The 23377-nt window shown below is 27.4% G+C and carries 20 protein-coding genes; 18 read left to right on the forward strand and 2 right to left on the reverse strand.

All coding sequences use genetic code 11. The features are described 5' to 3' along the window. Nucleotides 1–15: 15 nt before the first annotated feature. Nucleotides 16–1128 carry an ABC transporter substrate-binding protein gene (locus tag J2Z25_RS17065; RefSeq protein WP_209741424.1) on the forward strand — a complete coding sequence of 371 codons (1113 nt, stop codon included), beginning with the start codon at nt 16–18 and terminating at the stop codon, nt 1126–1128. On the opposite strand, the gene J2Z25_RS17070 is transcribed toward J2Z25_RS17065, so the two are convergent. Next, a complete protein-coding gene (locus J2Z25_RS17070) occupies nt 1125–2246 on the reverse strand; it encodes a glycosyltransferase family 4 protein (RefSeq protein WP_209741425.1) in 1122 nt (373 codons plus the stop codon). The genes J2Z25_RS17065 and J2Z25_RS17070 overlap by 4 nt on opposite strands. 153 nt (nt 2247–2399) lie before the next feature. On the opposite strand from J2Z25_RS17070, the gene J2Z25_RS17075 reads away from it, so the two are divergent. From J2Z25_RS17075 to J2Z25_RS17085, 3 genes are read left to right on the forward strand one after another with little or no spacing between them, the layout of a single operon-like run. Then, on the forward strand, nt 2400–3392 hold the full coding sequence (locus J2Z25_RS17075; protein WP_209741426.1) for a CotS family spore coat protein: 993 nt from the start codon (nt 2400–2402) through the stop codon (nt 3390–3392). Then, nucleotides 3376–4158 carry a hypothetical protein gene (locus J2Z25_RS17080; RefSeq protein WP_245173466.1) on the forward strand — a complete coding sequence of 261 codons (783 nt, stop codon included), beginning with the start codon at nt 3376–3378 and terminating at the stop codon, nt 4156–4158. The genes J2Z25_RS17075 and J2Z25_RS17080 overlap by 17 nt, the downstream gene beginning before the upstream one ends. A 16-nt stretch (nt 4159–4174) precedes the next feature. After that, complete coding sequence (locus J2Z25_RS17085; RefSeq protein WP_209741427.1) at nt 4175–5221, forward strand: CotS family spore coat protein; 1047 nt, start codon at nt 4175–4177, stop codon at nt 5219–5221. Between the two features lie 53 nt (nt 5222–5274). On the opposite strand, the gene J2Z25_RS17090 is transcribed toward J2Z25_RS17085, so the two are convergent. Continuing rightward, on the reverse strand, nt 5275–6393 hold the full coding sequence (locus J2Z25_RS17090; RefSeq protein ID WP_209741428.1) for a glycosyltransferase family 4 protein: 1119 nt from the start codon (nt 6391–6393) through the stop codon (nt 5275–5277). A 105-nt stretch (nt 6394–6498) separates the two neighbouring features. On the opposite strand from J2Z25_RS17090, the gene J2Z25_RS17095 reads away from it, so the two are divergent. The 14 genes from J2Z25_RS17095 (at nt 6499) to J2Z25_RS17160 (ending at nt 23368) form a co-directional block, all read left to right on the forward strand. Then, the gene (locus J2Z25_RS17095) at nt 6499–7500 is read left to right on the forward strand and encodes a CotS family spore coat protein (RefSeq protein WP_209741429.1); all 1002 of its coding nucleotides are present in this window, start codon (nt 6499–6501) and stop codon (nt 7498–7500) included. 85 nt (nt 7501–7585) lie between these two features. Beyond that, a complete protein-coding gene (gene yabG, locus J2Z25_RS17100; RefSeq protein WP_008676551.1) occupies nt 7586–8476 on the forward strand; it encodes a sporulation peptidase YabG in 891 nt (296 codons plus the stop codon). 250 nt (nt 8477–8726) lie between these two features. Continuing rightward, nucleotides 8727–8963: a Veg family protein gene (locus J2Z25_RS17105; RefSeq protein WP_008676552.1), complete on the forward strand. Its 237-nt coding sequence runs from the start codon at nt 8727–8729 to the stop codon at nt 8961–8963. Between the two features lie 375 nt (nt 8964–9338). Then, a complete protein-coding gene (locus tag J2Z25_RS17110) occupies nt 9339–10922 on the forward strand; it encodes a DUF3794 and LysM peptidoglycan-binding domain-containing protein (RefSeq protein WP_209741430.1) in 1584 nt (527 codons plus the stop codon). 164 nt (nt 10923–11086) lie between these two features. After that, nucleotides 11087–11923: a cyanophycinase gene (locus J2Z25_RS17115; protein ID WP_142691564.1), complete on the forward strand. Its 837-nt coding sequence runs from the start codon at nt 11087–11089 to the stop codon at nt 11921–11923. Continuing rightward, entirely contained in the window at nt 11904–14528 is a 2625-nt protein-coding gene (cphA, locus tag J2Z25_RS17120; RefSeq protein ID WP_209741431.1) for a cyanophycin synthetase, read from the forward strand. The genes J2Z25_RS17115 and cphA overlap by 20 nt, the downstream gene beginning before the upstream one ends. A gap of 120 nt (nt 14529–14648) precedes the next feature. After that, nucleotides 14649–15491: a 4-(cytidine 5'-diphospho)-2-C-methyl-D-erythritol kinase gene (gene ispE / locus J2Z25_RS17125; protein ID WP_209741432.1), complete on the forward strand. Its 843-nt coding sequence runs from the start codon at nt 14649–14651 to the stop codon at nt 15489–15491. 58 nt (nt 15492–15549) lie between these two features. After that, a complete protein-coding gene (spoIIR, locus tag J2Z25_RS17130) occupies nt 15550–16215 on the forward strand; it encodes a stage II sporulation protein R (RefSeq protein WP_209741433.1) in 666 nt (221 codons plus the stop codon). A 243-nt stretch (nt 16216–16458) separates the two neighbouring features. Further along, nucleotides 16459–16875, forward strand: coding sequence for a YwiB family protein (locus J2Z25_RS17135; RefSeq protein WP_209741434.1), 417 nt, complete (start codon nt 16459–16461; stop codon nt 16873–16875). A 126-nt stretch (nt 16876–17001) separates the two neighbouring features. Next, nucleotides 17002–17304, forward strand: coding sequence for a hypothetical protein (locus tag J2Z25_RS17140; protein WP_008676563.1), 303 nt, complete (start codon nt 17002–17004; stop codon nt 17302–17304). 171 nt (nt 17305–17475) lie between these two features. After that, on the forward strand, nt 17476–19077 hold the full coding sequence (locus tag J2Z25_RS17145) for a CTP synthase (RefSeq protein WP_209741435.1): 1602 nt from the start codon (nt 17476–17478) through the stop codon (nt 19075–19077). A 492-nt stretch (nt 19078–19569) separates the two neighbouring features. Beyond that, entirely contained in the window at nt 19570–21321 is a 1752-nt protein-coding gene (locus tag J2Z25_RS17150; RefSeq protein ID WP_209741436.1) for a sensor histidine kinase, read from the forward strand. A gap of 13 nt (nt 21322–21334) precedes the next feature. After that, complete coding sequence (locus J2Z25_RS17155) at nt 21335–22084, forward strand: response regulator transcription factor (protein ID WP_209741437.1); 750 nt, start codon at nt 21335–21337, stop codon at nt 22082–22084. Nucleotides 22085–22288: 204 nt separating this feature from the next. Then, nucleotides 22289–23368: a BMP family lipoprotein gene (locus tag J2Z25_RS17160; RefSeq protein ID WP_209741438.1), complete on the forward strand. Its 1080-nt coding sequence runs from the start codon at nt 22289–22291 to the stop codon at nt 23366–23368. Nucleotides 23369–23377 lie beyond the last annotated feature (9 nt).

A 23377-nucleotide genomic window follows, 5' to 3' on the forward strand; every position in this document is an offset into this window, starting at 1 on the left:
TAGGACGTGATTTAGATGAAAATTAGAAGAAAATTATCAATATATCTTATAATAATTATATTTACTGTATTGTTGGTAAATACACTAGTAACTAATAGAAATGATCATATAATAAAAGGAAATATAAATATATGGGTTGAAGATAAATATTATTCATATTTTACTTCTACTGCAAAGGCGTTTGAGGAAAATAATAAAAAAGTTAGCATTAAAGTCGTGAGTGTTAAGCAAGAAGATTATTTATATAAAATATTAAATACTGTTCCAAATGAATTACCTAGTATAGTTCATTTAGATTTCAAGGAATTAAATAGTGTTATAGATAAAATAGAATTTACGAATGAAAATAAACAAATAATAGAGACATATAATAAAAATTTTAATAATAGTAGGTTAGAAGAAGTGCAAATAAAGGATAACTATTATGCAGTTCCTTTTACATCTAATCCAATAGCATTGTATCTAAGAAGTGATATTTTAAAGAAGTTTGGATATAAGGCTGAGGATATTAATAGTTGGGAAAGATTAATAGAGATTGGTAAAGATATTTATACTAAGAGCAATGGAGATATAAATATATTTTCTAGTCAAGATAAAGAAAATATAAGGCTTTTGTTAGCTGCACAATTAGTTGATTATGAAGAAAAAAGTTACGAAAATAATCAGATTAATGATATTATAAATTCAATATATAATGAATCTTTTATAAATGATAGCAATTATATTTGTAGAATTGCCTCTATAGATTTTTATAAGGATTTAATAAACAATAGTATAGATGGAATATGGGAGTGTAAAAATCCACCAAGTCTTAATATAGGTGAAAATAAATTTTATGATATAGGTGGTGAAAACTTAGTAGCTTTAAATATTGAAAATAATAAAGAAGCAATAAAAAGTTTTATTTCATATGCATCAACTAATAAGGAGTTGTTATCAAAAGAAATGTTAGAGTGTAATTTTGTACCTAGTTCTTTATATTCTTTAAGGACAAAAAATATAAATAAAGAAGGGACTAAAGTACAAGGGAGTAGCCCTTTCCTAATATTAAGCAATATAGTGGAAAAGGCTCCAGAGATAAAAAGTTATGATAAATTTAATGAAATAATATATAACGTATATAATTAGTGTTTAGAGATTTCTTTATAAGCCTCCAATGTTTTGATGGCGGTTTGCCTCCAAGAAAATTGGAGACTTCTTTCATATCCTTTTTTTGATAATTCTTTTTTTAAATTATTGTTATTTAGTAAGTTTAATAATGATTCTTCAAGCTCTGTTTTATTAGAAGGGTCTATTAATATACATGAATCACCAGTAACTTCAGGAATTGATGTTGTATTAGATGTTATAACTGGGGTCATGCAGCTCATAGCTTCTAAAGGAGGCAAACCAAATCCTTCATAAAAAGATGGATAAATAAAAGCTTCAGCTCCGTTATATAGAGTTGGAAGAAGAGCATCATCGATAAATCCTGTAAATAATATATTTTCATTAGATGGCAATGACTTTGCAAGCTCAGCAAGCTTCTTTCCTTCATCTTTAAGTGAACCAGCTAAAAGCAATATGTGAGGCTCGTTTAAATCTTTAGATATTTTATCAAAAGCTAAAATAAGTCCTCGAGCATTTTTCCGTAAACTGAATCCACCTATGTATAGTATATAGGGTTTATTGAAATTGAATTTTTCTTTAATATAGTTTTTACAATAATCCTTATCAAGGGGTTTGAAGTTTGAGTTTGCTGCTAGAGGAGTAACAAATACCTTTTCTTCAGGAATGTGATTAAAAAATTTTAAAATGTCCTTTTTAGAATATTCTGAGACTGTAAGTATTCCTTTGGAGTTATCAATTATAGAAGGCATATTTTTTAAAAATCTCTCTAAATATCCTCGACCAGTAGTTTCAGGTAAAATATATGGAATTAAGTCATGTATAGTAACTATACAGTTGTTTTCATAATTTTCACAAAGCCCAATCCCATTTTGAGGGATATGATGAAGATCTATGTTATTATTTTTAATAAAGTTTGGAAAATAATAATTTTCGTAAAATCCACTATGCCTTCTTGAGGTGAAGATTATTTGGCTATTTTCTCTTTTATAACTTTCATAATTTTTACCTGTCCAAAATAATGAATACTCATTTTCTTTATCTATATTAAGCAATTCTCTAACAAGATTTTCAGTATAAGTACCAATTCCACTACCATTGTATAAGGTAATTCCTCTAGCATCTATAGATATTTTCATACTAATCCTCCTAAATTATCTTATATATTTATAGATATTATTTATTTTTTTATATATAACAGAATATTATTAATAATTTAATTCTGTGATAGTAAACACAATAAAATATAGACTTTCATATAATGGCATTGAGTAATTATTAAGGAGAATTACATGGATATTTTATATATAAAAAAAGAAATTGAATTTAACTATCCATTAAAAATAATAAGTATAGAAAAAGTTAAAAATAGTTATAGAATCAAAACGGATGATGAGGAGTATGGTATTAAAGTAATTAAATATCAATTTCCTCATTTTTATTTTATTTTTTCTGCAATAAATCATTTAAAACAACGTGGGTTTAATAAGATACCTGAAATAATTAATACTAAGGAAAATTTGGGCTATATAAAGCTTGGAAGTAGTTACGCATATCTAAATAAATGGATTGATTGTAGAAACTGCAACTATAAGAATTCAGAGGAGTTGAAGTTAGCAGCTCAGAAGCTAGGGGAACTACATAAATGTAGTGAAGGATTTACAACAAGCAATATTATGAGGCCGAGGATAGGTTGGTTTTCTTGGATAAAGGTATTTGAAACTAGATGCGATGAAATACTAGATTTTAAGAAAAGAATTTATCAAAAAGCCTATAAATCTGAATTTGATGAAGTATATTTAAGAGCCATAGATGAAGAATTAGAAAGAGGTAAAAAGGCTATAGAGGAATTAAAAGTGAATAATTATATTGGAATTATGGAGAATGAGGTGCTTAAGCGTGGCTTTTGTCATCATGACTATGCAAATCATAATGTATTAATAGATAAGAATGGTGAATTAAATATTATAGATTTTGACTACTGTTTATTAGATACTCATATACATGACTTAGCATCATTGTTGATTAGGTGTATGAAGGATGGAAATTGGAGTAATGATAAAGCTCAGCTTGTATTAAATAGTTATTCAAAAACACATTCGTTATATGAAGAAGAATTAAAACTTATAAAAGGATTTATTAGATTTCCGCAAGGGTTTTGGCAAATAGGATTACAATATTATTGGGAACAGCAGCCTTGGGGAGAAGAGTTTTTATTAAATAAGATAAATAAATATTTAAAAGATAGAAATGAAAGAGAAAAGTTTGTTGATAACTTTATTTGATAGAGGTGATGAGATGCAAAAGTTAGAGCTAAAATCATATTTAGAAGAAAGAGATATTTATATATTAAATGGAAAGACAAACAAAGTAAAAGAACAAAATTTAGAAGGTACATTTAATCAAATTGAAAATATAGTTTTATTTCATAATAGAATGGGGTGTTATAAGGAGAACTTATTACCTCGGATTGGAGCATCAATAGGTAGGGAAATTGATAATTATAACTCACAAATGATTTTAATAGGTAAGTATATAAAAGAAATTGAAAATAAAAACAACTTAAATTCAATTGATTTCTATTTAATAAGAAATGGAGAAATGTTATTAAATAAGGGAAGAAAAGCATTAAATCATATATATTCCAATAATTATAGAAAATTAATTTATAGGAGTATGAGGAATTATGAAGTTTGCTTAAGTAGGGTTGATGAAAATAATTTATTTGTGGAAGAAAATAATAAAATATTTATAGGGACAATAAAATATCTAACATACAATCTAAAAGAGCATGATATATATTCATATATAAAGAAAATAAAGAGGAAGGATATAGAATTTAGCATAGAAGAAGTAATAGATTATTATATTAAAATTGCTGATTTGGAAAGTGACAGTAAGCAGTATTTAAGAGCTTTATGTTCATATCCAAATGAAGAGTTTAAAGTGCTAGAAAGATATATCCTAAAAAAGATAGATACAAATGAAGATAGAGTTTTAGAAATGCTATATAAAGCTAAAAGAATGGATAGTAGATGCTTAATAATTTAGTGGGGGATTTTCAAGTATGAATAAATTTAGATATGTAGACAGAGAGATATTATGCCAATATGATTTGAACGAGGAATTTTTTGAAGCGTTATCTTTAGAAATTGAAGATATAATACCTCTAAGAAAAGTATTTGTTTTATTAACAAATGAAGGTAAAAAAATTTTAAAACTTACTGATTCAAGCGAAGAAAGAATAAGATTTATAAGTGAAGCTTTAAATTATATATCAAAGGAATACGATAGTGTACTTAGTTATTATGAAGGTAAGAATAGAGAAATAACTTATAAATTTGGCTCTAATACTTACGTTTTATTAAATATGATAGAGGGAAGGGAAGCAACATTTACTAATCCTGTTGAAGTTGAGATGTGTTCTAAAAGCATAGCTAATATGCATAAAGCATCAAAAGGAATATTTAATAAATTAAGTACAGAGATAGTTAAAGGAAATTTAGGAGAATATTTGCCATATCAATTTAGTAAAGCAAAAGAAGATTTAATTAATATTAAAGAGTACGCCTTAAGATTTAGGCATAAAAGTGAATTTGATAAAATATTTTTAGAAAATGTTGATAGTAATATTGATCAAATACAAAAGTCTATAGAACTTTTAGCTATGTGTGAATACAATTCAATGTTAGAGGATTTTAATAAAAGAGTTTTATGTCATAATGATTTAGCACATCATAATTTTATTATTGATGGAGATGATGTTAAAATAATAGATTTTGATTACTGTAAGATAGATACTAGAGCTGTAGATATAGCAAATTACTCAATAAAAGTAATAAAAAATAGTTGTTATGACTTTGATAAGTTTAAATTAATTTTAGATTCTTATGATTCAATAGAAAAATTAAGCAAACAAGAAATTAAACTCATATATGCTATTATAAGTTTCCCTAGGGATTTTATAACAATATCAAGGGATTATTATTATAAACAGAAGCAATGGGAATACGAAGTATTTTTAAATAGATTAAAAGATAAAATTGGTAATGAAAAGCATAGACAAGATTTTATAGAAAATTTTATAACTGAAATGGTCGAATATTTTTATTAATAATTAAAAGGACATCATATTTTTAAATTTGATGTCCTTTTAATTTAAATATATTAAGATTTAATAATTTTTTCATAAGCTTTAAGTGTTGACTTAGCGGTTATATTCCATGAATACTTAGAACTGTTTATTAGTCCTTGTTTAATCATTCTTGCTTTAAGAGCGTCATCGTATAAAACATTTTCCATCCCAGATTTTAGAGAATCTATATCATAAGGATTAATTAGCAAAGCCGAGTCATAACAGATCTCTGGAAGAGAAGTCACGTTGGATGTTATAACTGGCGTGCCACAAGCCATTGCTTCTAATGGAGGCAAACCAAATCCCTCATAAAATGAAGGATAAGCTAATAATTCAGATGCATTATAAAAAAGGGGTAACTTTTCAAGAGGAATAAAATCAGTAAAAATAACATCATCTTCGATATTAAGATCTACGGTTCTCTTTTTATATATGTCATATGAGATTCCTTTTTTACCTGTTATAACTAGTTTAAGACTTTTGTTTGTATTCCTAGAAAGAAGAGAAAAGGCTTCAATTAGGCCTACTATATTTTTTCTGGGACTAAAACCACCTACATAAAGAATAAAATTATCTTTTATATTATATTCTTCTTCAATAATTTTTTTGCATTGACACTTATTCAAGGGCCTATATATATCCTCAGCAGCAAGATGTGTAACAAAAATTTTATCCTCTGGAAAATTAAACTCTTTTGATATATCTTGCTTTGAAAATTCAGAAACTGTTAATATACCATCACATTCATTTATTATTTTAGGAAGTTCGTTATTAAATATATATAAATAACGATCACTAACTGTTTCTGGCATTCTCAATGGGATTATATCATGCAAAGTAATAGTTTTGTGACAATTTATGCTTTGAGAAAGACCAACACCATTTTGAGGGACATGGTAGATATCTATATTAGTATCATTTAAAATGTTAGGAACTCTAACTTCATCCCAAAAATTAGAATTCGAAGTGGCCTTTACTGATTCAACTTTGAAATTATCACTTAAATCTAGAGCTGAATTTTCGGGTAGAAAAACTAAGTAGTCATTAATTTTATCAACTTTATTTATACTATTTATAAGTTGATAAGTATATGTGCCAATTCCTGTCCCTCTATACCATTTTGCAGCTCTGCCATCTATGCCTATCTTCATGATTTAATCCTTTCACATTGTTTTTAATTTATTATATTAAATATAGGAATAAAATGTTAATAAAAGAATACATATAGTCATATAAATATAATGGGGGTGAGCGTTATGATGAGAGAATTTGAAATAGAAAGGCAGTTTGACGTAAAAATTGAGGTTTTAAAAGCAAATAAAGGAGTATATTATTTAAAGACTAATAAGGGTGAAAGGTGTTTAAAGAAGATTAATTATGGTCCTCAAAAGCTATTATTTGTTTATGGCGCTAAGGAGCATTTAATAAATAATGGCTTTAAAGGTGTTGATAGATATTTTTTGAACATAGATGGGGAACCATATGCCCTAGTTAATGAAGATCTTTATACGCTATCTGAATGGATAGAGGGTAGAGAATGTGATTTTCATAACATAGAAGAGGTGAAATTAGCAGCAAAGACTCTTGCTAGCTTACATGAGGCATCAAAGGGATATGATCCTCCAGAAAATTCTAAGCTAAAGAGTGATTTGGGTAGATGGACTCACCTTATGAATAAAAGAATAAAGTCCTTTGATAAAATGAGAGATATGGTAAGAAAGAAGAATAATAAAAATAGTTTTGATTTACTATATTTAAAATCAATGGAATTCTATAAAGAGATAGGTAAAAAAGCTTTAAAAACATTAGAAGAATCAGAATATATGCAGTTATGTGAAATAGCAGAAAATGAAAAAAGCTTTTGCCATCATGACTTCACATATCATAATATAATTTTGGATGAAATCAATAATTGTAATGTAATTGATTTTGATTACTGTAAAAGAGAAGTAAGAACTTTTGATATGTCTAATTTTATGATAAAAGTTCTAAAAAGAGTTGACTGGGATATAAATTTTGCAAATGCAATTATAGAATCATATAATGAAGTTTCACCGCTTTTAGATAGTGAATATAAGGTATTATATGCGTATTTACAATTTCCACAAAGGTATTGGAGACTAGCTAATAGATACTATTATAACGAAGTAAACTGGGGGCAAAATACTTTTGGTAATAAAATTGAATCTATAATAAATGAGCAAGAAGCTATGCTTAAGTTTTTAGAAGAATTTAAAAAAGAGTATAAATTAGATTAAAAAAAGTGCCAAGAGCACTTTTTTTATGTACAAATAAAGAAAATTCGACATAGGATAATATAAAGTAATAAGCTAAGAGGGAAAAATGGAGATAGGTGATTTAGTAGTTAGGAAATCATATGATAAAGACATTACGTTCAAAATAATAGATATTAAAGAAGATGATAATGGTAATCCTATTTATGTATTAAAAGGTATTAGTATAAGAATTATAGCAGATTCGAAAAAGGAAGATCTAGAAGAAGTGGATGGGCAATATGTAGGGGCAAAAGAAAAGATATTAAATACAAGAGTAGAGGAAGCTATAAAGAAAGCTGTATCAATGAGGGGCGATACAGAAGCCATGAATATGATAAATAATTTAACAAGGGGGAGTAAGTCTTCTAAGACACAGCAAAATAAAGAATTAATTTTTGGGAGACCCGGGAAAATACTACACATAGATGGTGATAGTGAATACCTTGAAATGTGTCTTAAGGTTTATAAGCAGTTGTCCTTAGAGGCTATAGGTAGAGCGATTCCTGAAAGAAAGCAACCAGAGTTAATAGTTGATTTAGTTAAAGAAATGAAACCGGATATAGTTGTTTTAACAGGACATGATAGTGTTCTGCGAGTAACAGATGATTATTTAAATCTAGATAATTATAGAAATTCAAGATATTATATAGAGTCTGTAAAAGCTTTAAGAAATTATAATTCTAGTTATGATGAATTAGTAATTTTTGCAGGAGCATGTCAAAGTTGCTATGAGTGTATGTTAGATGCAGGAGCAAATTTTGCAAGCTCACCTAATAGGGTATTAATTCATTGCCTAGACCCTGTATTTGTGTGCGAAAAAATAGCATATACAAGAATTGATAAGGTTGTTTCAATAACAGATGTTATAGATAATACAATAACGGGAACAAAAGGCATTGGAGGTTTACAAACTAGAGGGAAATATAGGGAAGGATACCCAAGGTCACCGTATATTTAAAATTTTTTATTAAAAATCTACTGAAATACAGTGGGTTTTTATTTTTATACTAAAATATGACTAATTTATTAAATATACAAATAAAATGTATAAAAAAACAAAAGATAGATATACTAATAAATGTATAAAAGAGCACTAAAAAAGGTAAAAGTTTACATTGACAACTTATATTAAAGGTGATAAAATATAAATTTTGTTTGACAAAAAGTGGGTTTGGGTGTATAATATTATTTAGAAAGAAGGTGTTTATGTGGAAAAAGTAAAGACTATCGCCGCTATAAAAAGAGATATAGAAGACCATATAGGAGATAAAGTAACTCTAAAAGCAAACGGTGGGAGGAAAAAGATCCTAGTAAACAACGGAGTAATAGAAAGTGCTCACCCAAGCATTTTTGTAGTAAGACTAGAGAATGATATTCAAAGAACAGTAACTTACAGCTATTCAGATGTATTAACTAAGACAGTACAATTATATTTTGCTTTATAGAGAATGGAGCTTCTTTTTTTGAAGCTCCATATTTTTTTGTATGGAAATAAAAAAAGAAAGATGGTGGGTTTCCATCTTTCAACTATGGTATAAAAGGGTATTGAGAATTTATGAGAGGTTATATGGTCAATAACCTCTTTTATAATACGACATATTTTATTATATGTCAACATATTATTTAAAAAAATACAAAAAAAACTTAAACTGTTTTTATAATTCGACATTTATTTAGATAAACAATCCTATAATGTAAATAAGAGTAATTAAAATGTTGAAATTTGATTTTTTTATTTTTAGAAACATTTTAAATAAGTATGAATAAATATATATAGTCATAAATATATATAATACTAGGTATCGTATGGGAGGGATTATATGTCACAAATAGATGTAATAAAAGAAGTCGTTCGTTATGAACAATTACTTAGAGAAAATTCAACTAATCATGTACTAAAGGGAGAATATCTAATAAGAGATTCACAATATCCTGATATGAAAGAAGTATTGGGAGTAGATGCAAAAGCTACCATAACTAATAAGGAAATTCTTGGAGACAAGATTATGGTAGAAGGGCAATTAAATTATATAGTATTCTATTTACCAAAGGATGAAACTATAACAGATTCACCATCAAATAAAATACATTCAGTTGTTTTTACTGATAAATTCGCCAACTATCTTGATCTTAATAGTGATGAACATAATATATTATGCGATGTTGAAGGTGAGATAGAACATATTGAAGCTGATTGGATGAATGAAAGAAAAGTAGGTATTGATGGTATACTAACTTTAAAATGGGAAGTTTATAAAAATGGCGAATTTGAATATGTAAAAGATATAGAAGGTAAAGAAGATATACAAATTAGGAAAAAGGATGAAACTCTTAATGGTGTAAAAGGGGAAAAAGAAGTTGATTTAATAGGAAAATCTATGCTTAAGGTAACTATGGATAAACCTGAAATTGAAGAAGTTTTAAAGTGTGCAATGAACGTTCATAAAAAGGAAATCAAGATTGTAGAAGATAAAGTATATGTTGGTTGCTATTGTAGAATTGAGGTATTATATAAAGGTAAAGAAAATAAGGAACTTATAACTTTACAAGATGATGTTTATCTATCAAAAGAAGAAGAAATGCCTGGAATATCAAGTGATATGATTAGTTCATTAAATTTAGGTATTAAAGATCAACAATGTGCAATTAATTTAGATGATTTAGGTGAAAATAGAGTAGTAGATATAGAGTTCTTAGTTAAAGGAAGAGTTAAAGTTTATTCAAGAGATAAGATTGAAATGTTAAAAGATGCATACTGTCCAACTATGAATATTGATCTTGAAAAAGATAATAAAGAGTTTGGAGCTATACATTCAATAACAAACATAGAAGCTATGGCTAAAGATAGCATAGAACTAAAAAATGAAGAAGAGAGATTAGAACAAATAATATGCGTAACTGGTCATCCTATTATTACAGATAAAATTGTTGAGGATGATAAAGTTAAAATTGAAGGAATAGTTAAGGTATCTGTTATTTATAAACTTGCAGGTGAAGACTTAAATTATGGTATGGTAACAGGTAAGGTTCCATTTATTACTGCTGCAGATATAAAAGATACTAAAAAGGGTATGAATGCATTAATTAAAGTATCTCTAGAAACTTTAGATGCTAATATAGAAGGTAACTCAATTTCTATAAGAGCTAATGTTGGACTTACTATAAAGGTTTGTTACAAAGTAAATAAAGAATGTGTAATAGATGTTATTGAAGGCCCAGCTGAAGTCAAAGAAAAGAAAGCATCAATAACTATATATGTTGTTGGTGAAGATGATACTTTGTGGGATTTAGCAAAGAGATATAATACAACCATGGATGAATTAAATAAATTAAATGAATTAGATGGAAATGAAAACATAAAACCAGGAGATAAATTAATAATACCAGGTAGAGCCATATTTTAATTTATAATAATAATTAGAATATTCAATAATGATTATAGAATAGATTTTTATTTGTTCTATAATCATTATTTTTTTGCCAACAAAAATGGTAATTACACCTTATAGTGAATAATATTATGCTGGGGTGGATAAAATAAGGAATGCATAAGATAAGAGGTGAAAAAATGTCAGAAAAAATTAAAGGCGATTTAATAATAATTGGAGGCGCAGAAGATAAAGAAGGCGATAAAGAAATATTAAAAAAAGTCTGTGGTTCAATAGATAAAGAAAAAGATAATATTTTAATTGCTACAATAGCAACAGAATATCCAAAAGAAGCATTAGAAAAATATACTAAAGTATTTAAGCAATTAGGAGTTAATAATATAAAAGGATTGAATATAAAAGAGAGGGCTGATTCACTAGAGGAAGCAAATATAAAACTGGTAGGCGAAGCATCACTTATATTCTTTACAGGTGGGGATCAATTACGCATAACAAGCTTAATAGGGGGAACTCCTATTTATGATGCTTTAAAAGAGGCAAGTTCTAGAGGATGTATAATAGTTGGAACATCTGCAGGGGCTTCTGTTATGAGTGATACTATGGTGGTTAAAGGGGAAGATGATGAGTCCCCAAGAAAATGTACTTTAAAAATGGCACCTGGTCTTGGTTTTGTAAAAGGAATAATGATAGATCAACATTTTGCGCAAAGAGGAAGAATTGGGAGGTTATTAACAGGAATAGCTCAAAATCCAGAAGTTTTAGGAATTGGAATAGATGAGGACACGGCTATAGTGGTAAAAGATAGTGGAATAGCACAAGTTGTAGGTACAGGAGCTGTATATTTTCTAGACGCTAGAAATATAACACATAGCAATGTATCTGAGCAATACTATGATGAAGTATTAAGTATGTTTAATGTAAGTTTACATGTATTAAAAGAAGGAGATAGATTTAATCTCCTAACTAAGTTACCTTTTGAGGAGGATAATAGTAAAGATGAAAATAATAGAGACTAAGGTCTTTAAAGGGAAAAATATCTATTCTCATAAAAAGTGCATAAGAATAGATGTAGATTTAGAAGGATACTGTGAAACACCAAGTAAAGATATAGAAGATTTTAATGATAATCTTATTAGTATGATTCCAGAACTAAATACACATAGATGTGGAATTAACGAAGAAAGAGGATTCGTAAAAAGGTTAAGAGAAGGAACATATTTAGCTCATATATGTGAACATATTACTATAGCAATACAGAATAAATTAGGAATAGACGTGCATTATGGGAAATCTAGAGAAATAAAGGATGACCATTATTATATAATTTATCAATATATATATGAAAATGTAGCGATAGAAAGCTCTAAGCTAGCGGTTGATATAATAAATGCATTGATAAATAAGATACCTATAAATTATGATGAAAGAATAGAATTATTAGAATATATTTTGAAAGATGAAACAATGGGACCTAGTACAAAATCAATATGTGATTATGCTAATAAAGTTGGATTGCCAGTCATTACTCTTGGAAATGGGGAGTTTCATCAAATAGGATATGGTAAGCAAGGAAGGGTAATTGAAGCATCGATAGGAACTAATACTAATTGTGTTTCAGTTGATATTTCTTGCAATAAATTGTTAACAAAAGAACTATTAGGAATACAGAATATCCCAGTTGCGAAAGGACTTAAAGTAAAAAATATAATAGATTTATTAAAGAGCGCGGAAGAAATAGGATATCCAGTTGTGCTAAAACCTCAGTATGGAAATCAAGGGAAGGGTGTAGTTCTTAATATTAAAAATGAAAAAGAATTGCTAAATGCTTATAATACTGTTAAAGATAAGTTTAAAGATATAATTATAGAAAAATATTATAAAGGAAATGACTTTAGAGTTTGTGTAGTTAACTACAAAGTTGTAGCTGTATCTCTTAGAATGCCACCTTATGTAAAGGGAAATGGAATTAATACTATAAGAGAACTTATAGATAAATTAAATGATAACCCTGAAAGAGGAGAAGATCATGAAAAATCATTGACTAAAATAAAGATTGATGAAGAAGTTATTAAATGTATAAATGAAAAAGGAAAGGTATTAGATGATATTTTAGCTTCTGGAGAAACTATATATTTAAGGAAAAATGCAAATTTATCAACTGGTGGAGAGGCTATAGATTATACGGATGAAATATGTGAAGAAAATATAAATTTATGTATAAGAGCTGCTAAAACTCTAAATTTAGATATATGTGGAATAGATATATGTACAGAAGATATATCAAAACCTATATATAATAATGGAATAATCATGGAGGTTAATGCTGCCCCAGGACTTAGAATGCATTTAAATCCAAGTAGTGGTATTCCAAGGGATATAGGTAAAGAAATAGTTAATATGTTATATAATGATAGACCTTATAATATACCTGTTATTTCAATAACAGGAACTAATGGTAAAACAACGACAACAAGGGTAATAAGTCATACTTTAAGTAAAATGGGATACTGTGTAGGAATGACAAGTACTAGCGGGATATATATAAACAATGAATGTATAGATAGTGGTGATGATACAGGATTTGATAGTGCTAAAGCTGTTTTATTAAATCACGATGTTGATGTAGCAGTTCTAGAAACAGCAAGAGGTGGAATGATTAAAAAAGGATTAGCCTATGATTTAGCAGATGTAGCGGTAATAACCAATATAAGAGAAGATCATTTAGGGATTGATGGAGTAGATAGCATGGAAGAGTTATGCTATGTTAAATCATTAGTAGGAGAGGCTGTTAAAGAAGATGGGTATGTTGTACTAAATGCTGATGATTATTGGAGTAAATCAATATTAAATAGAATAAAAGCTAATATAATATTTTTTAGCAAGGATTCCAATAACCCACTCCTAAAACAAAGTAAAATAAGTAATATATCCGTTTATTTAGAAAATGATGATATAGTAGTTTCCAATAAAGGGAAGGAATATGTTATATGCGGGATAAAAGAAGTTCCGATAACTTTAGATGGAAAATTAACTTTTAATATTGAAAATATATTAGCAATATGTGGAGCTCTAGTAGGAATGGGAATAGACTATTGCATGATAAAAAATGGAATTACAACCTATCTATTAAATTCACATAAAAATTCAGGTAGATTTAATTGTTATGATATAAATGGTATAAATGTTATATTAGATTATGGACATAACATAGATGGGTATAATTCAGTTCTTTCAGCAGTGAAAGAAATTAATAGTGGGATGTTATATGGAGTAATAGGTATTCCGGGAGATAGGACTAACGGCACAGCAAAAGAAATAGGAAAGATATCATCTAAATATCTAGACTATATTATAGTTAAAGAAGATAAAGATTTAAGGGGAAGAAAACAAGGGGAAGTCGCTGAATTAATAGTTGATGGTATAATGGAAGATAGTGATGGAAAGAAATATGAGGTTATATTAAGTGAAGAAGATGCATTTGAAAAAGCACTTAATATGGCTAAGCGTGGGGATACAGTAATAGTGTTTTTTGAAGATATGAAACCGTTGGTAAGTATTATAAATAAATTTTCAAGTTACAAGGAAGAAATAAATATATATAATATTGAAGCTTTAAATTAGAGTTTGAGTATTCCTAGTTTACTATATTACTAAAAAAATATATAATTAAAATAAACTTCAGAGTTATCTCTGAAGTTTATTTTAAAATATTCATATTATAGTTGAAAGGAAACAAAAAGTATGAGAATGAAAGCTTATGCTAAGGTAAATATATCTTTAGATATAGTAGGAAAGAGAGAAGATGGGTATCATTTATTAGAGATGATTATGCAATCTATAGACTTGTATGATGAAATAGTTATAGAAAAGCAAAAAAAGGAAATAACTATAAAATGTAATAAACCATATGTCCCAACGGATGAAAGAAACTTAGCTTATAAGGCTGCCCAATTATTTATTGAAAAGTATAATATAGATAGTGGAGTAAATATAAATATAAAAAAGAATATACCAGTATGTGCAGGCTTGGCAGGTGGAAGTACTGATGCAGCAACTGTTTTAAAGATAATGAATTCTCTATTTAACATTAATGCATCTGATGAGGAATTAATGATTCTTGGGCTGAGATTAGGTGCAGATGTTCCTTATTGTATAAAGGGTGGAACTGCTTTGTGTAAAGGTATAGGCGAAGAAGTTACAGCGCTAAAGGGGTTTAAAGATAAGGTTATAGTCCTAGTTAAACCACCATTTGGTGTATCTACTAATAGCGTATATCAAGAATTTAATATAGAAAAAGCTAGAAATCATCCCAATACAAACTTAATAATAGATGCTATTAATAATGATAATCTAAAAATGGTTTGTGACAATATGAAAAATTTACTTGAAAATGTTACTTTGAGAAAACATAAAATTCTTATAAATATTAAAGAGGAGATGAGGCATAACGGAGCTATGGGAACTATGATGAGTGGTAGTGGACCTACTGTTTTTGCATTTTTTGATGATATGCTTAAAGCTCAAAGATGCTTCGAAAAAATGAAAGAAAAGTACTCTGATGTATTTATTACAAGAACAAATTAGTTTGTAAGTATAAACCTCCGAAATATGGCAATAATTTAGCTATAAGGGGGTTTTAAAAATGAGAAAAAGAATTTTTATTATTATTTGTTTAATATTTATTATATTTAGTATTACAGGATGCTCGAGCTCTATTATTGGACAAGGTAATGAAGAAAATAATGAATTGGCTTATGAAGATATTGTAAATGAGATAATAAGATTTCATGTTATAGCTAATAGCGATAGTGAAGAAGATCAAAATTTAAAATTAAAGGTAAGAGATAAAGTTATAGAGTATGTTTCAGATAAATTAAAGGATTGTAAAGATTTAAGTGAAGCAAGAGAATTTATAGTTAATAATAAATCTACAATAGAATCTATTGCAAAAGATACTATTATTGAAAATGGATATTCATATGAAGTAACAAGTATGCTTTCAAGAGAAAATTTCCCTGATAAGGTTTATGGTGACTTAGTTTTTCCTCAAGGAGAATATGAGGCTTATAGAATTTTAATAGGTGAAGCAAAAGGACAAAATTGGTGGTGTGTAATGTTTCCTCCTTTGTGTTTTGTAGATGGAACAAAGGATGCGGTGGATTCTAAGGAAATTGAAAAAAAGATATCTGAAGGAAAAGATAAAGATGAAAATGATATAAAGTCTACAACTAAAAATAAAAATAAAAAAGCTAAGATTAAATTTAAATCTAAAATATTTGAAGTTCTGTTTAAAGACAAGGAGAAATAATCTATAAAAGTTAAAATATAAATCTTGATAATTTATGATAATAAATTTAAACTATACTTTATAAACAAATTATAAGATGATAAAAATTAAATATGAAGCTAAAGTATATTACTAAATAAAAATATTTTATTAAATTTAAAGGCTTATATATGATTTAGACAAGCTTATTTTAGTTTTTATGATATTAAGGACGAAGAATTACAAAAGTATTTAAAAGATATAAAGTTAAATGGAGGGGATTAGATGAAAAAGAAAGCAGTTATATCATTAAGAAGTTTTAATGATTTAGATAAGGATGATGTTATAGAAGTTGTTACCCCAGGAGAGTTTTTTGTAACAGAAGATGGATTTAAAGCTGTATATGAAGAGACAGAAATATCAGGAATGAATGGAACAACAACTACTCTAACTATGCTTGATGATGCTTTATTACTTGAGAGGGAAGGTAGTACAAGTGCAAAAATGGATTTTAAGAAAGGTGAGACTTCTATATCATTATATAATACTCCATATGGAGTTTTAGATCTACAAATACATACAGAATATTTAGAAGTGGATATAAATGAAAATGGCGGTGACATAGTAGCTAAATATTCAATGGAGCTTGCTGGACAACCTCCGATAACAACTAAATTAGCAGTAAATGTTAAGACAAATTAAATTAAAATCATTAATCTTAGTAACTAAAGGGATATTTAAACTTTTTTACTAAGATTTTTATTTTTTAAATAGAAATGAATATATACTATAAATAATGGAAATAATATAGAAAATAGAGGTGATATTGTGAATTGTGCAAATAACTTAGACAAAACAACTATAGTTATAAATGTTTTATGTGCACACTTAGGAATTGACGCAATAGAAATTAATGAAAAATTAAAAAAGAAAGAAAATAAATATATATTTCTTTTGTTATTAAAGAATTATAAATGTCTTGATAAGGAAAAAGTAAAAGAAATGCTTGAGGTTATTAGTGATAAGAGTATTAATTATAATATTAATAAAGCTCAAGAAAAATTATTGGTAAATAAAGAGTTTAGAGAAATGTATTTCAAAATTGAAGAGGGATTAAATAAAATAATATAAATAAAAATAAAAAAGTACTAGAATTTTTTATTTTTCTATGATATCATACTACTTATTAAATTTAGGCATTATAAACCCATCATAAATAGTGAGGTAATTATGATTATATCAAGTAGGGGATTTAGTGTCAAGAAAATAAATTAAAAAATTTTATTTTTTTGGAGGAAAAGTATGAAAACTAAGTACGTATTTGTAACGGGAGGAGTAGTATCTTCTTTAGGCAAAGGAATAACAGCAGCGTCGTTAGGTAGATTATTAAAAAATAGGGGACTTAAGGTTTCTATACAAAAATTCGATCCATATCTGAATGTTGATCCAGGAACGATGAGTCCATATCAACATGGAGAAGTATTTGTTACGGATGATGGAGCAGAGACAGATCTAGACTTAGGGCATTATGAAAGGTTTATAGATGAAAATTTAAGTCAAAATAATAATGTTACAACAGGTAGAATATATTGGTCTGTAATATCTAAAGAAAGAAGAGGGGAATATTTAGGTGGAACAGTTCAAGTAATACCACATATTACAAATGCAATAAAAGATAGAGTTTATAGAGTAGCTAAAGAAAAAGAAGTAGACGTAGTAATTACTGAAATTGGTGGAACAGTTGGAGATATAGAGTCTCAGCCATTTCTTGAAGCAATAAGACAAATTAAATATGAGGTTGGTAGAGAAAATGTATGCTTTATACATGTAACTTTAGTTCCTTACTTAGGAAAAGCTGGAGAGTTAAAAACAAAGCCAACTCAACATTCAGTTAAAGAGTTAAGAAGTATAGGCATACAACCAGACATTATTGTTTGTAGATCACAAAAGGAGTTATCAGAAGATATAAAATCTAAAATAGGATTGTTCTGTAATTTAGAAGCTAAATGTGTTATACAAAATTTAGATGCTGAACACTTGTATGAAGTTCCACTTATGTTACATAAAGAAGGATTAGATAGATTAGTTTGTGAAAAGTTAGAATTGGGTTGTAGAGACATAGATAATACTGAGTGGATAGAAATGGTTCATAAAGTAAAGAATCTAAGGGAAAATGTAAAGATAGCTTTAGTAGGAAAATATGTAGAGTTACATGATGCTTATATTTCAATAGTTGAAGCTTTAAATCATGGTGGGTTAGCTAACAATTGTAATGTGGAGATTAAATGGATTAATGCAGAAGATGTTAATAAAGATAATAGCAATGAAATTTTAGGGGATTGCAATGGTATTTTAGTTCCAGGAGGTTTCGGAGATAGAGGAATTGAAGGAAAGATAGAAGCAATAAGATTTGCAAGAGAAAACAAGGTGCCATTTCTTGGCATATGTTTAGGAATGCAATGTTCAGTAATTGAATTTGCTAGAAATGTATTGGGTTATGAAGGAGCAAATAGTGCTGAAATTGATCCTGAGACTAAATATCCAGTAATTGATATAATGCCTGATCAAAAGGATATAGAAGATTTAGGCGGTACTATGAGATTAGGTTTATATCCTTGTAAGTTAGAGAAGGATAGTAGAGCTTATGAAGTTTATAGTGATGAATTAATATATGAAAGACATAGGCATAGATATGAATTTAATAATGAGTTTAGAAAAGCTATAGAGGAAGCTGGTATGGATATCACTGGAACTAGTCCAGATGGAAGACTAGTAGAAATTGTTGAAATTAAAAATCATCCATGGTATGTTTCAGTACAATTCCATCCAGAATTAAAGTCAAGACCCAATAGACCACATCCATTATTTATTGGATTAATTAATGCTGCATTAGTTAAAAAGTAATTATTAAATAGATATCAGAAATCTATTTAATATAAAATTTAATTTATTTAAGTTCAAGTAAAATTTATTTACTTAAAAAGTTAATCTTTTATTTTTCTAAAGGAAATTGCATTTCGTGAGACCCTTTTAAACCATTTATTTTACTTACTTAAAGACTTTTTTAAACTTGAATAGAAATTTTTATCTATTATTTATATATGCGCAAAAAGGGAAGTTCGAATTAGAACTTCCCTTTTTATTAGATAATATCAAAACTTATTTTGATACAGCTTTTTTTATTAAAAACAATATATAAATAAGTTACTAGAACAATGACTTTATTTATATACTATAAGTTACTTAGATATTTTTTAGTATTAAATCATCATAGTAATTTATATATTTGAATATATTTAAATACTTTTAGTGGAATAAAGATAGACATATATGAGATAATTTTAGTAAAATAATTTGTATAAAAGATACAAATATATTATAAGAGGATTTAAGCTTATGAAAACAAAGAGTATAACTTTAAAGTTATGTTTACTTTTAAATTTATTTATAATAACTGTTTCTATAGTCATAGGGACATGGTCGATAAAGGATACAAATAAGATAGTTCAAGTTGAAATGGGGAAAATGAACAGCGAAATTTTGGAGGAGGTTTCAGATAATATTTCTATATTAGTATCAAATATTGAAGAGATTGGAAATAACATTGTTGAAGATAATAAATTAGTAAGTGCATTATCTATTAGAGCAGATGAAGTAATTGAAAATACAGAGGATGTTATTGATTCAAGTAAATATGTAGAAGGATTATTAAACGAACAAGTATGGAAATATGGAAAGTATAATATGAAGCCAGAGCTTTATTTAATTTCTGAAAACGGTTTAAATTTTAGTACGTATTCTAAAAATAAATATACTATGGACTCAATAAAGAGTGAGCTTTGGTATAACAAAATAATTGAGGCTAATGGTAAAACTGTTCTTATTAGTACATTTGAAGACGAAGAGGGGATAGGTCCTTATAAATGTATATTTAGAATGGGGAGAGTAATAAAGGACTTAATTACAGGTGAGACCTTAGGAGTGCTTATCATGGATGTAAGTGAAAAAATGCTTTATGATAGGTATAATAAGATTATTAAAGATGGCAGAAATATATATATTATAGATATAAAAGGAAATATAATATCAAGTAAAGATAAAAGGCTAATAGGAGAAAATTATTATAAAGAATTAGATTACGGAAACTACATAGAAACAGAGGAGTGGTACTCCATATTTAAAAGAGATAATGTAGAGTTTATGAAGATAGTATGTACATTAGATAGATATGGATGGTCAATAGTTGAAGAAATACCGCTACATATAGTTAGACAACCTATAAAGCAAATAACACAAAAATTCTTACTTACTTTAATTTTAGTAGTAATTGTTTCATTTATAGTTATTTATAAGATTTCTGTTTGGGTTACTAAACCTGTTATAAATATAAAAAATACAATAGAAAAAGTAATGTGCGGAAATTTAAAAGTTAAAGTTAAAGTTGATAGGGATGATGAAATCGGTATGTTAGAGGAATCTTTTAACGATATGGTTAAATGGTTAGATGATTCCATAGAGGAAATAAAGGAAAAAGAGAAACAAAAACGTATAGCAGAGTTAAGCTTTTTACAAGCTCAAATTAATCCTCATTTTCTATATAATACTTTAAGTGGGGTTAGATTTTTAGTTTCTATGAATAGAAATGATGATGCAGAAGAGATGTTATATAAATTTTCTAAATTATTAAGAAATATATTGCCTAGAGCTAGCGAACTTATTTCATTAGAAGATGAGATAGAAATAATTAAAACTTATATAGAACTTCAGCAAATTAGATACCCTGATGGATTCAAAGTAGATATAGATATAGATGAAAAAATAAAAAATACAATGGTTCCAGCATTAATATTACAGCCAATTGTTGAAAATGCTATTTTTTATAGTATGGAAAGTGAAAATAATAAAGGTGAAATAAAAATAAACGGTTATGTAAACCATGAATATATAATTATAGAAATAAGTGATAATGGTAAGGGAATGAGTAGCATTCAAATAAATAATGTTTTTAAGAATAAAGAATCTATAAACAGGGTAGGGTTGATTAACGTTCATGAAAGGATACAATTAAATTATGGAAAGGAATATGGTATTGAGATAAAAAGTCAAGAAGGAAAAGGGACAATAGTGATATTTAAATTACCTAAATAAAGGAGGATGAATTATGTTAAATATACTAGTTGTAGAGGATGAGGGTCCAATAAGAGACTGGATTAGATATACTATAAAAAATATTTCAGATGATTTCAATATAATAGGGAGCGTAAGTAATGGAAAAGAAGCTTATGATATTGCTTTGAAAAATCCACCGGATGTTATTATAACAGATATAAAGATGCCTGTTATGGATGGAATAGAATTGTCTAAAAGAGTAAAAGAAGTGATACCAGAGGTGTATATAATAATACTAACAAATTTTGCAGAGTTTTCATATGCTAAGGAAGCTATAAGTTGTGGAGTTTATGAGTATTTAATAAAATCAGATATTAGGCCCAAGGAGCTTAGTGAAATACTAAATAAAATAAATGAAATAATAAAATCCAAGATCGAAATTAAGGATGAAGAGAAATTGGATAAACATAATATTGTTAAGCCTAAAGCATATTCAAGATCTATAGAGAAAGCTTTAAAGTATATAGATGATAATTATAAAAAACATATTTCTCTTATGGATGTAGCAAAACATATATATTTATCACACGAATATTTTTCTAGACTTTTTAAAGAAGAAGTAGGAGAAAACTTTAGCACTTATTTAACTATTTATAGAATAAAGAAAGCTAAAGAATTAATAAAAAATACAGATATGAAGATATCTCAAATTGCCTTAGAAGTAGGGTATTCTAATGCTGGATATTTTTCTAAAAACTATAAAAGGTATACAGGAATTTCACCAGAGGAAGATAGATATTGATAATGTTATAACGAAATGTCAAATAAATTATAAAAAATCAATATTTTACAGATATAAGATAGATAATAATTAAATGTTAATAAAATTATATCCAAATAATTCTATTCAATATCAATATTCTTTATATAAAGTGGGATTTTATTTATGTATAATTATATTGAATAAAAGATATTGCAAGTTATTATCCATTATAAAGGAGATTAAATGATTAAAAATTTAAATAGAATATTGATGGGAGCATTAATATTAGTTATAACAATAATTTTTGTAGCATCCTTAGGTGTTAATATGAATAATAGCTTAAAACCAAAAGAAGAAAAAAATTTAAAAGTAGCTGTTGTTTTTACTGGAAGTGGATTAGGAGATAAATCCTTTAACGATTTAATTTACGATGGTTTACTAAAGGCACAGAAGGAGTTAGGTGTAGAATTTGATTACTCAGAACCTATATATCCTGAAGAATATGAAAAGAGTTTAATAGAATTTGCAGAAACAGAAGAATATCAATTAATAATTGCTGTTGGTCCTGAACAAGAAGGTGATGTGAAAGCGGTTTCAAAAAGATATCCTAATCAAAAGTTTACTTTAATAGATTCAAAGGTTGATGCTAAAAATATAAGTTCCATTTATACAAGATGGGAAGAACAAGCATTTTTAAATGGCGTTATTTCAGGAATATTAAGTAAAGAAGATTATGAAAAAACAGGATATATGAGTAAAGCAGGAGTAATATTAGGAATGGAAGTTCCACATCTAAGAGAAGGAGCTATAGGGTTTGAAGCTGGATTTAAATATATTAATCCAGATGGGGAAGTAATTACAGCAGTAGTAAACGATTTTAAAAATCCGCTTAAGGCTAGAGAAACTGCATTGTTGATGTATAGCAAAGGAGTTAAATATATACAACACTTAGCAGGAGCATCAGGGCTTGGGGTATTCTCAGCAGCTAAGGAAAGTGGCGGATATGCTTTTGGAGTGGATGAAAATCAAAACTATTTTGATCCGAGCGTTATAATCTCTACGGCTACAAGATATATGAATCAAATTATTTTTAATGAAATCAAATATATGAATGATAATACTTGGAATGATGGAGTTCATTTATCAGGATTAAAAGAAGGGATTATAGATATTACTAGGGAAGGATCAGAAGTGGAATTAGATCCAATAGTTATGAAAACTGTGAACAAAATAAAATCAAAGATAGTAAATGATGAATTAACTATACCTAAGAGTAAAGAAGAACTTGAAACTTGGGTTAAATTAAATAAATACGAAGAATAAATGGAGGTT

It is taken from the genome of Clostridium tertium, from assembly GCF_017873245.1.
Classification (GTDB): Bacteria; Bacillota; Clostridia; order Clostridiales; family Clostridiaceae; genus Clostridium; species Clostridium tertium.

Excerpts from the sequence above, each read along its gene's own strand:
- ispE (WP_209741432.1), top strand. The coding sequence starts at position 14,649 with ATGAGAATGAAAGCTTATGCTAAGGTAAATATATCTTTAGATATAGTA.
- J2Z25_RS17150 (WP_209741436.1), top strand. The coding sequence starts at position 19,570 with ATGAAAACAAAGAGTATAACTTTAAAGTTATGTTTACTTTTAAATTTA.
- J2Z25_RS17155 (WP_209741437.1), top strand. The coding sequence starts at position 21,335 with ATGTTAAATATACTAGTTGTAGAGGATGAGGGTCCAATAAGAGACTGG.
- J2Z25_RS17115 (WP_142691564.1), top strand. The coding sequence starts at position 11,087 with ATGTCAGAAAAAATTAAAGGCGATTTAATAATAATTGGAGGCGCAGAA.
- J2Z25_RS17110 (WP_209741430.1), top strand. The coding sequence starts at position 9,339 with ATGTCACAAATAGATGTAATAAAAGAAGTCGTTCGTTATGAACAATTA.
- J2Z25_RS17160 (WP_209741438.1), top strand. The coding sequence starts at position 22,289 with ATGATTAAAAATTTAAATAGAATATTGATGGGAGCATTAATATTAGTT.
- J2Z25_RS17075 (WP_209741426.1), top strand. The coding sequence starts at position 2,400 with ATGGATATTTTATATATAAAAAAAGAAATTGAATTTAACTATCCATTA.
- cphA (WP_209741431.1), top strand. The coding sequence starts at position 11,904 with ATGAAAATAATAGAGACTAAGGTCTTTAAAGGGAAAAATATCTATTCT.
- J2Z25_RS17135 (WP_209741434.1), top strand. The coding sequence starts at position 16,459 with ATGAAAAAGAAAGCAGTTATATCATTAAGAAGTTTTAATGATTTAGAT.
- yabG (WP_008676551.1), top strand. The coding sequence starts at position 7,586 with ATGGAGATAGGTGATTTAGTAGTTAGGAAATCATATGATAAAGACATT.
- J2Z25_RS17145 (WP_209741435.1), top strand. The coding sequence starts at position 17,476 with ATGAAAACTAAGTACGTATTTGTAACGGGAGGAGTAGTATCTTCTTTA.
- J2Z25_RS17085 (WP_209741427.1), top strand. The coding sequence starts at position 4,175 with ATGAATAAATTTAGATATGTAGACAGAGAGATATTATGCCAATATGAT.
- J2Z25_RS17090 (WP_209741428.1), bottom strand. The coding sequence starts at position 6,393 with ATGAAGATAGGCATAGATGGCAGAGCTGCAAAATGGTATAGAGGGACA.
- spoIIR (WP_209741433.1), top strand. The coding sequence starts at position 15,550 with ATGAGAAAAAGAATTTTTATTATTATTTGTTTAATATTTATTATATTT.
- J2Z25_RS17070 (WP_209741425.1), bottom strand. The coding sequence starts at position 2,246 with ATGAAAATATCTATAGATGCTAGAGGAATTACCTTATACAATGGTAGT.
- J2Z25_RS17095 (WP_209741429.1), top strand. The coding sequence starts at position 6,499 with ATGATGAGAGAATTTGAAATAGAAAGGCAGTTTGACGTAAAAATTGAG.
- J2Z25_RS17065 (WP_209741424.1), top strand. The coding sequence starts at position 16 with ATGAAAATTAGAAGAAAATTATCAATATATCTTATAATAATTATATTT.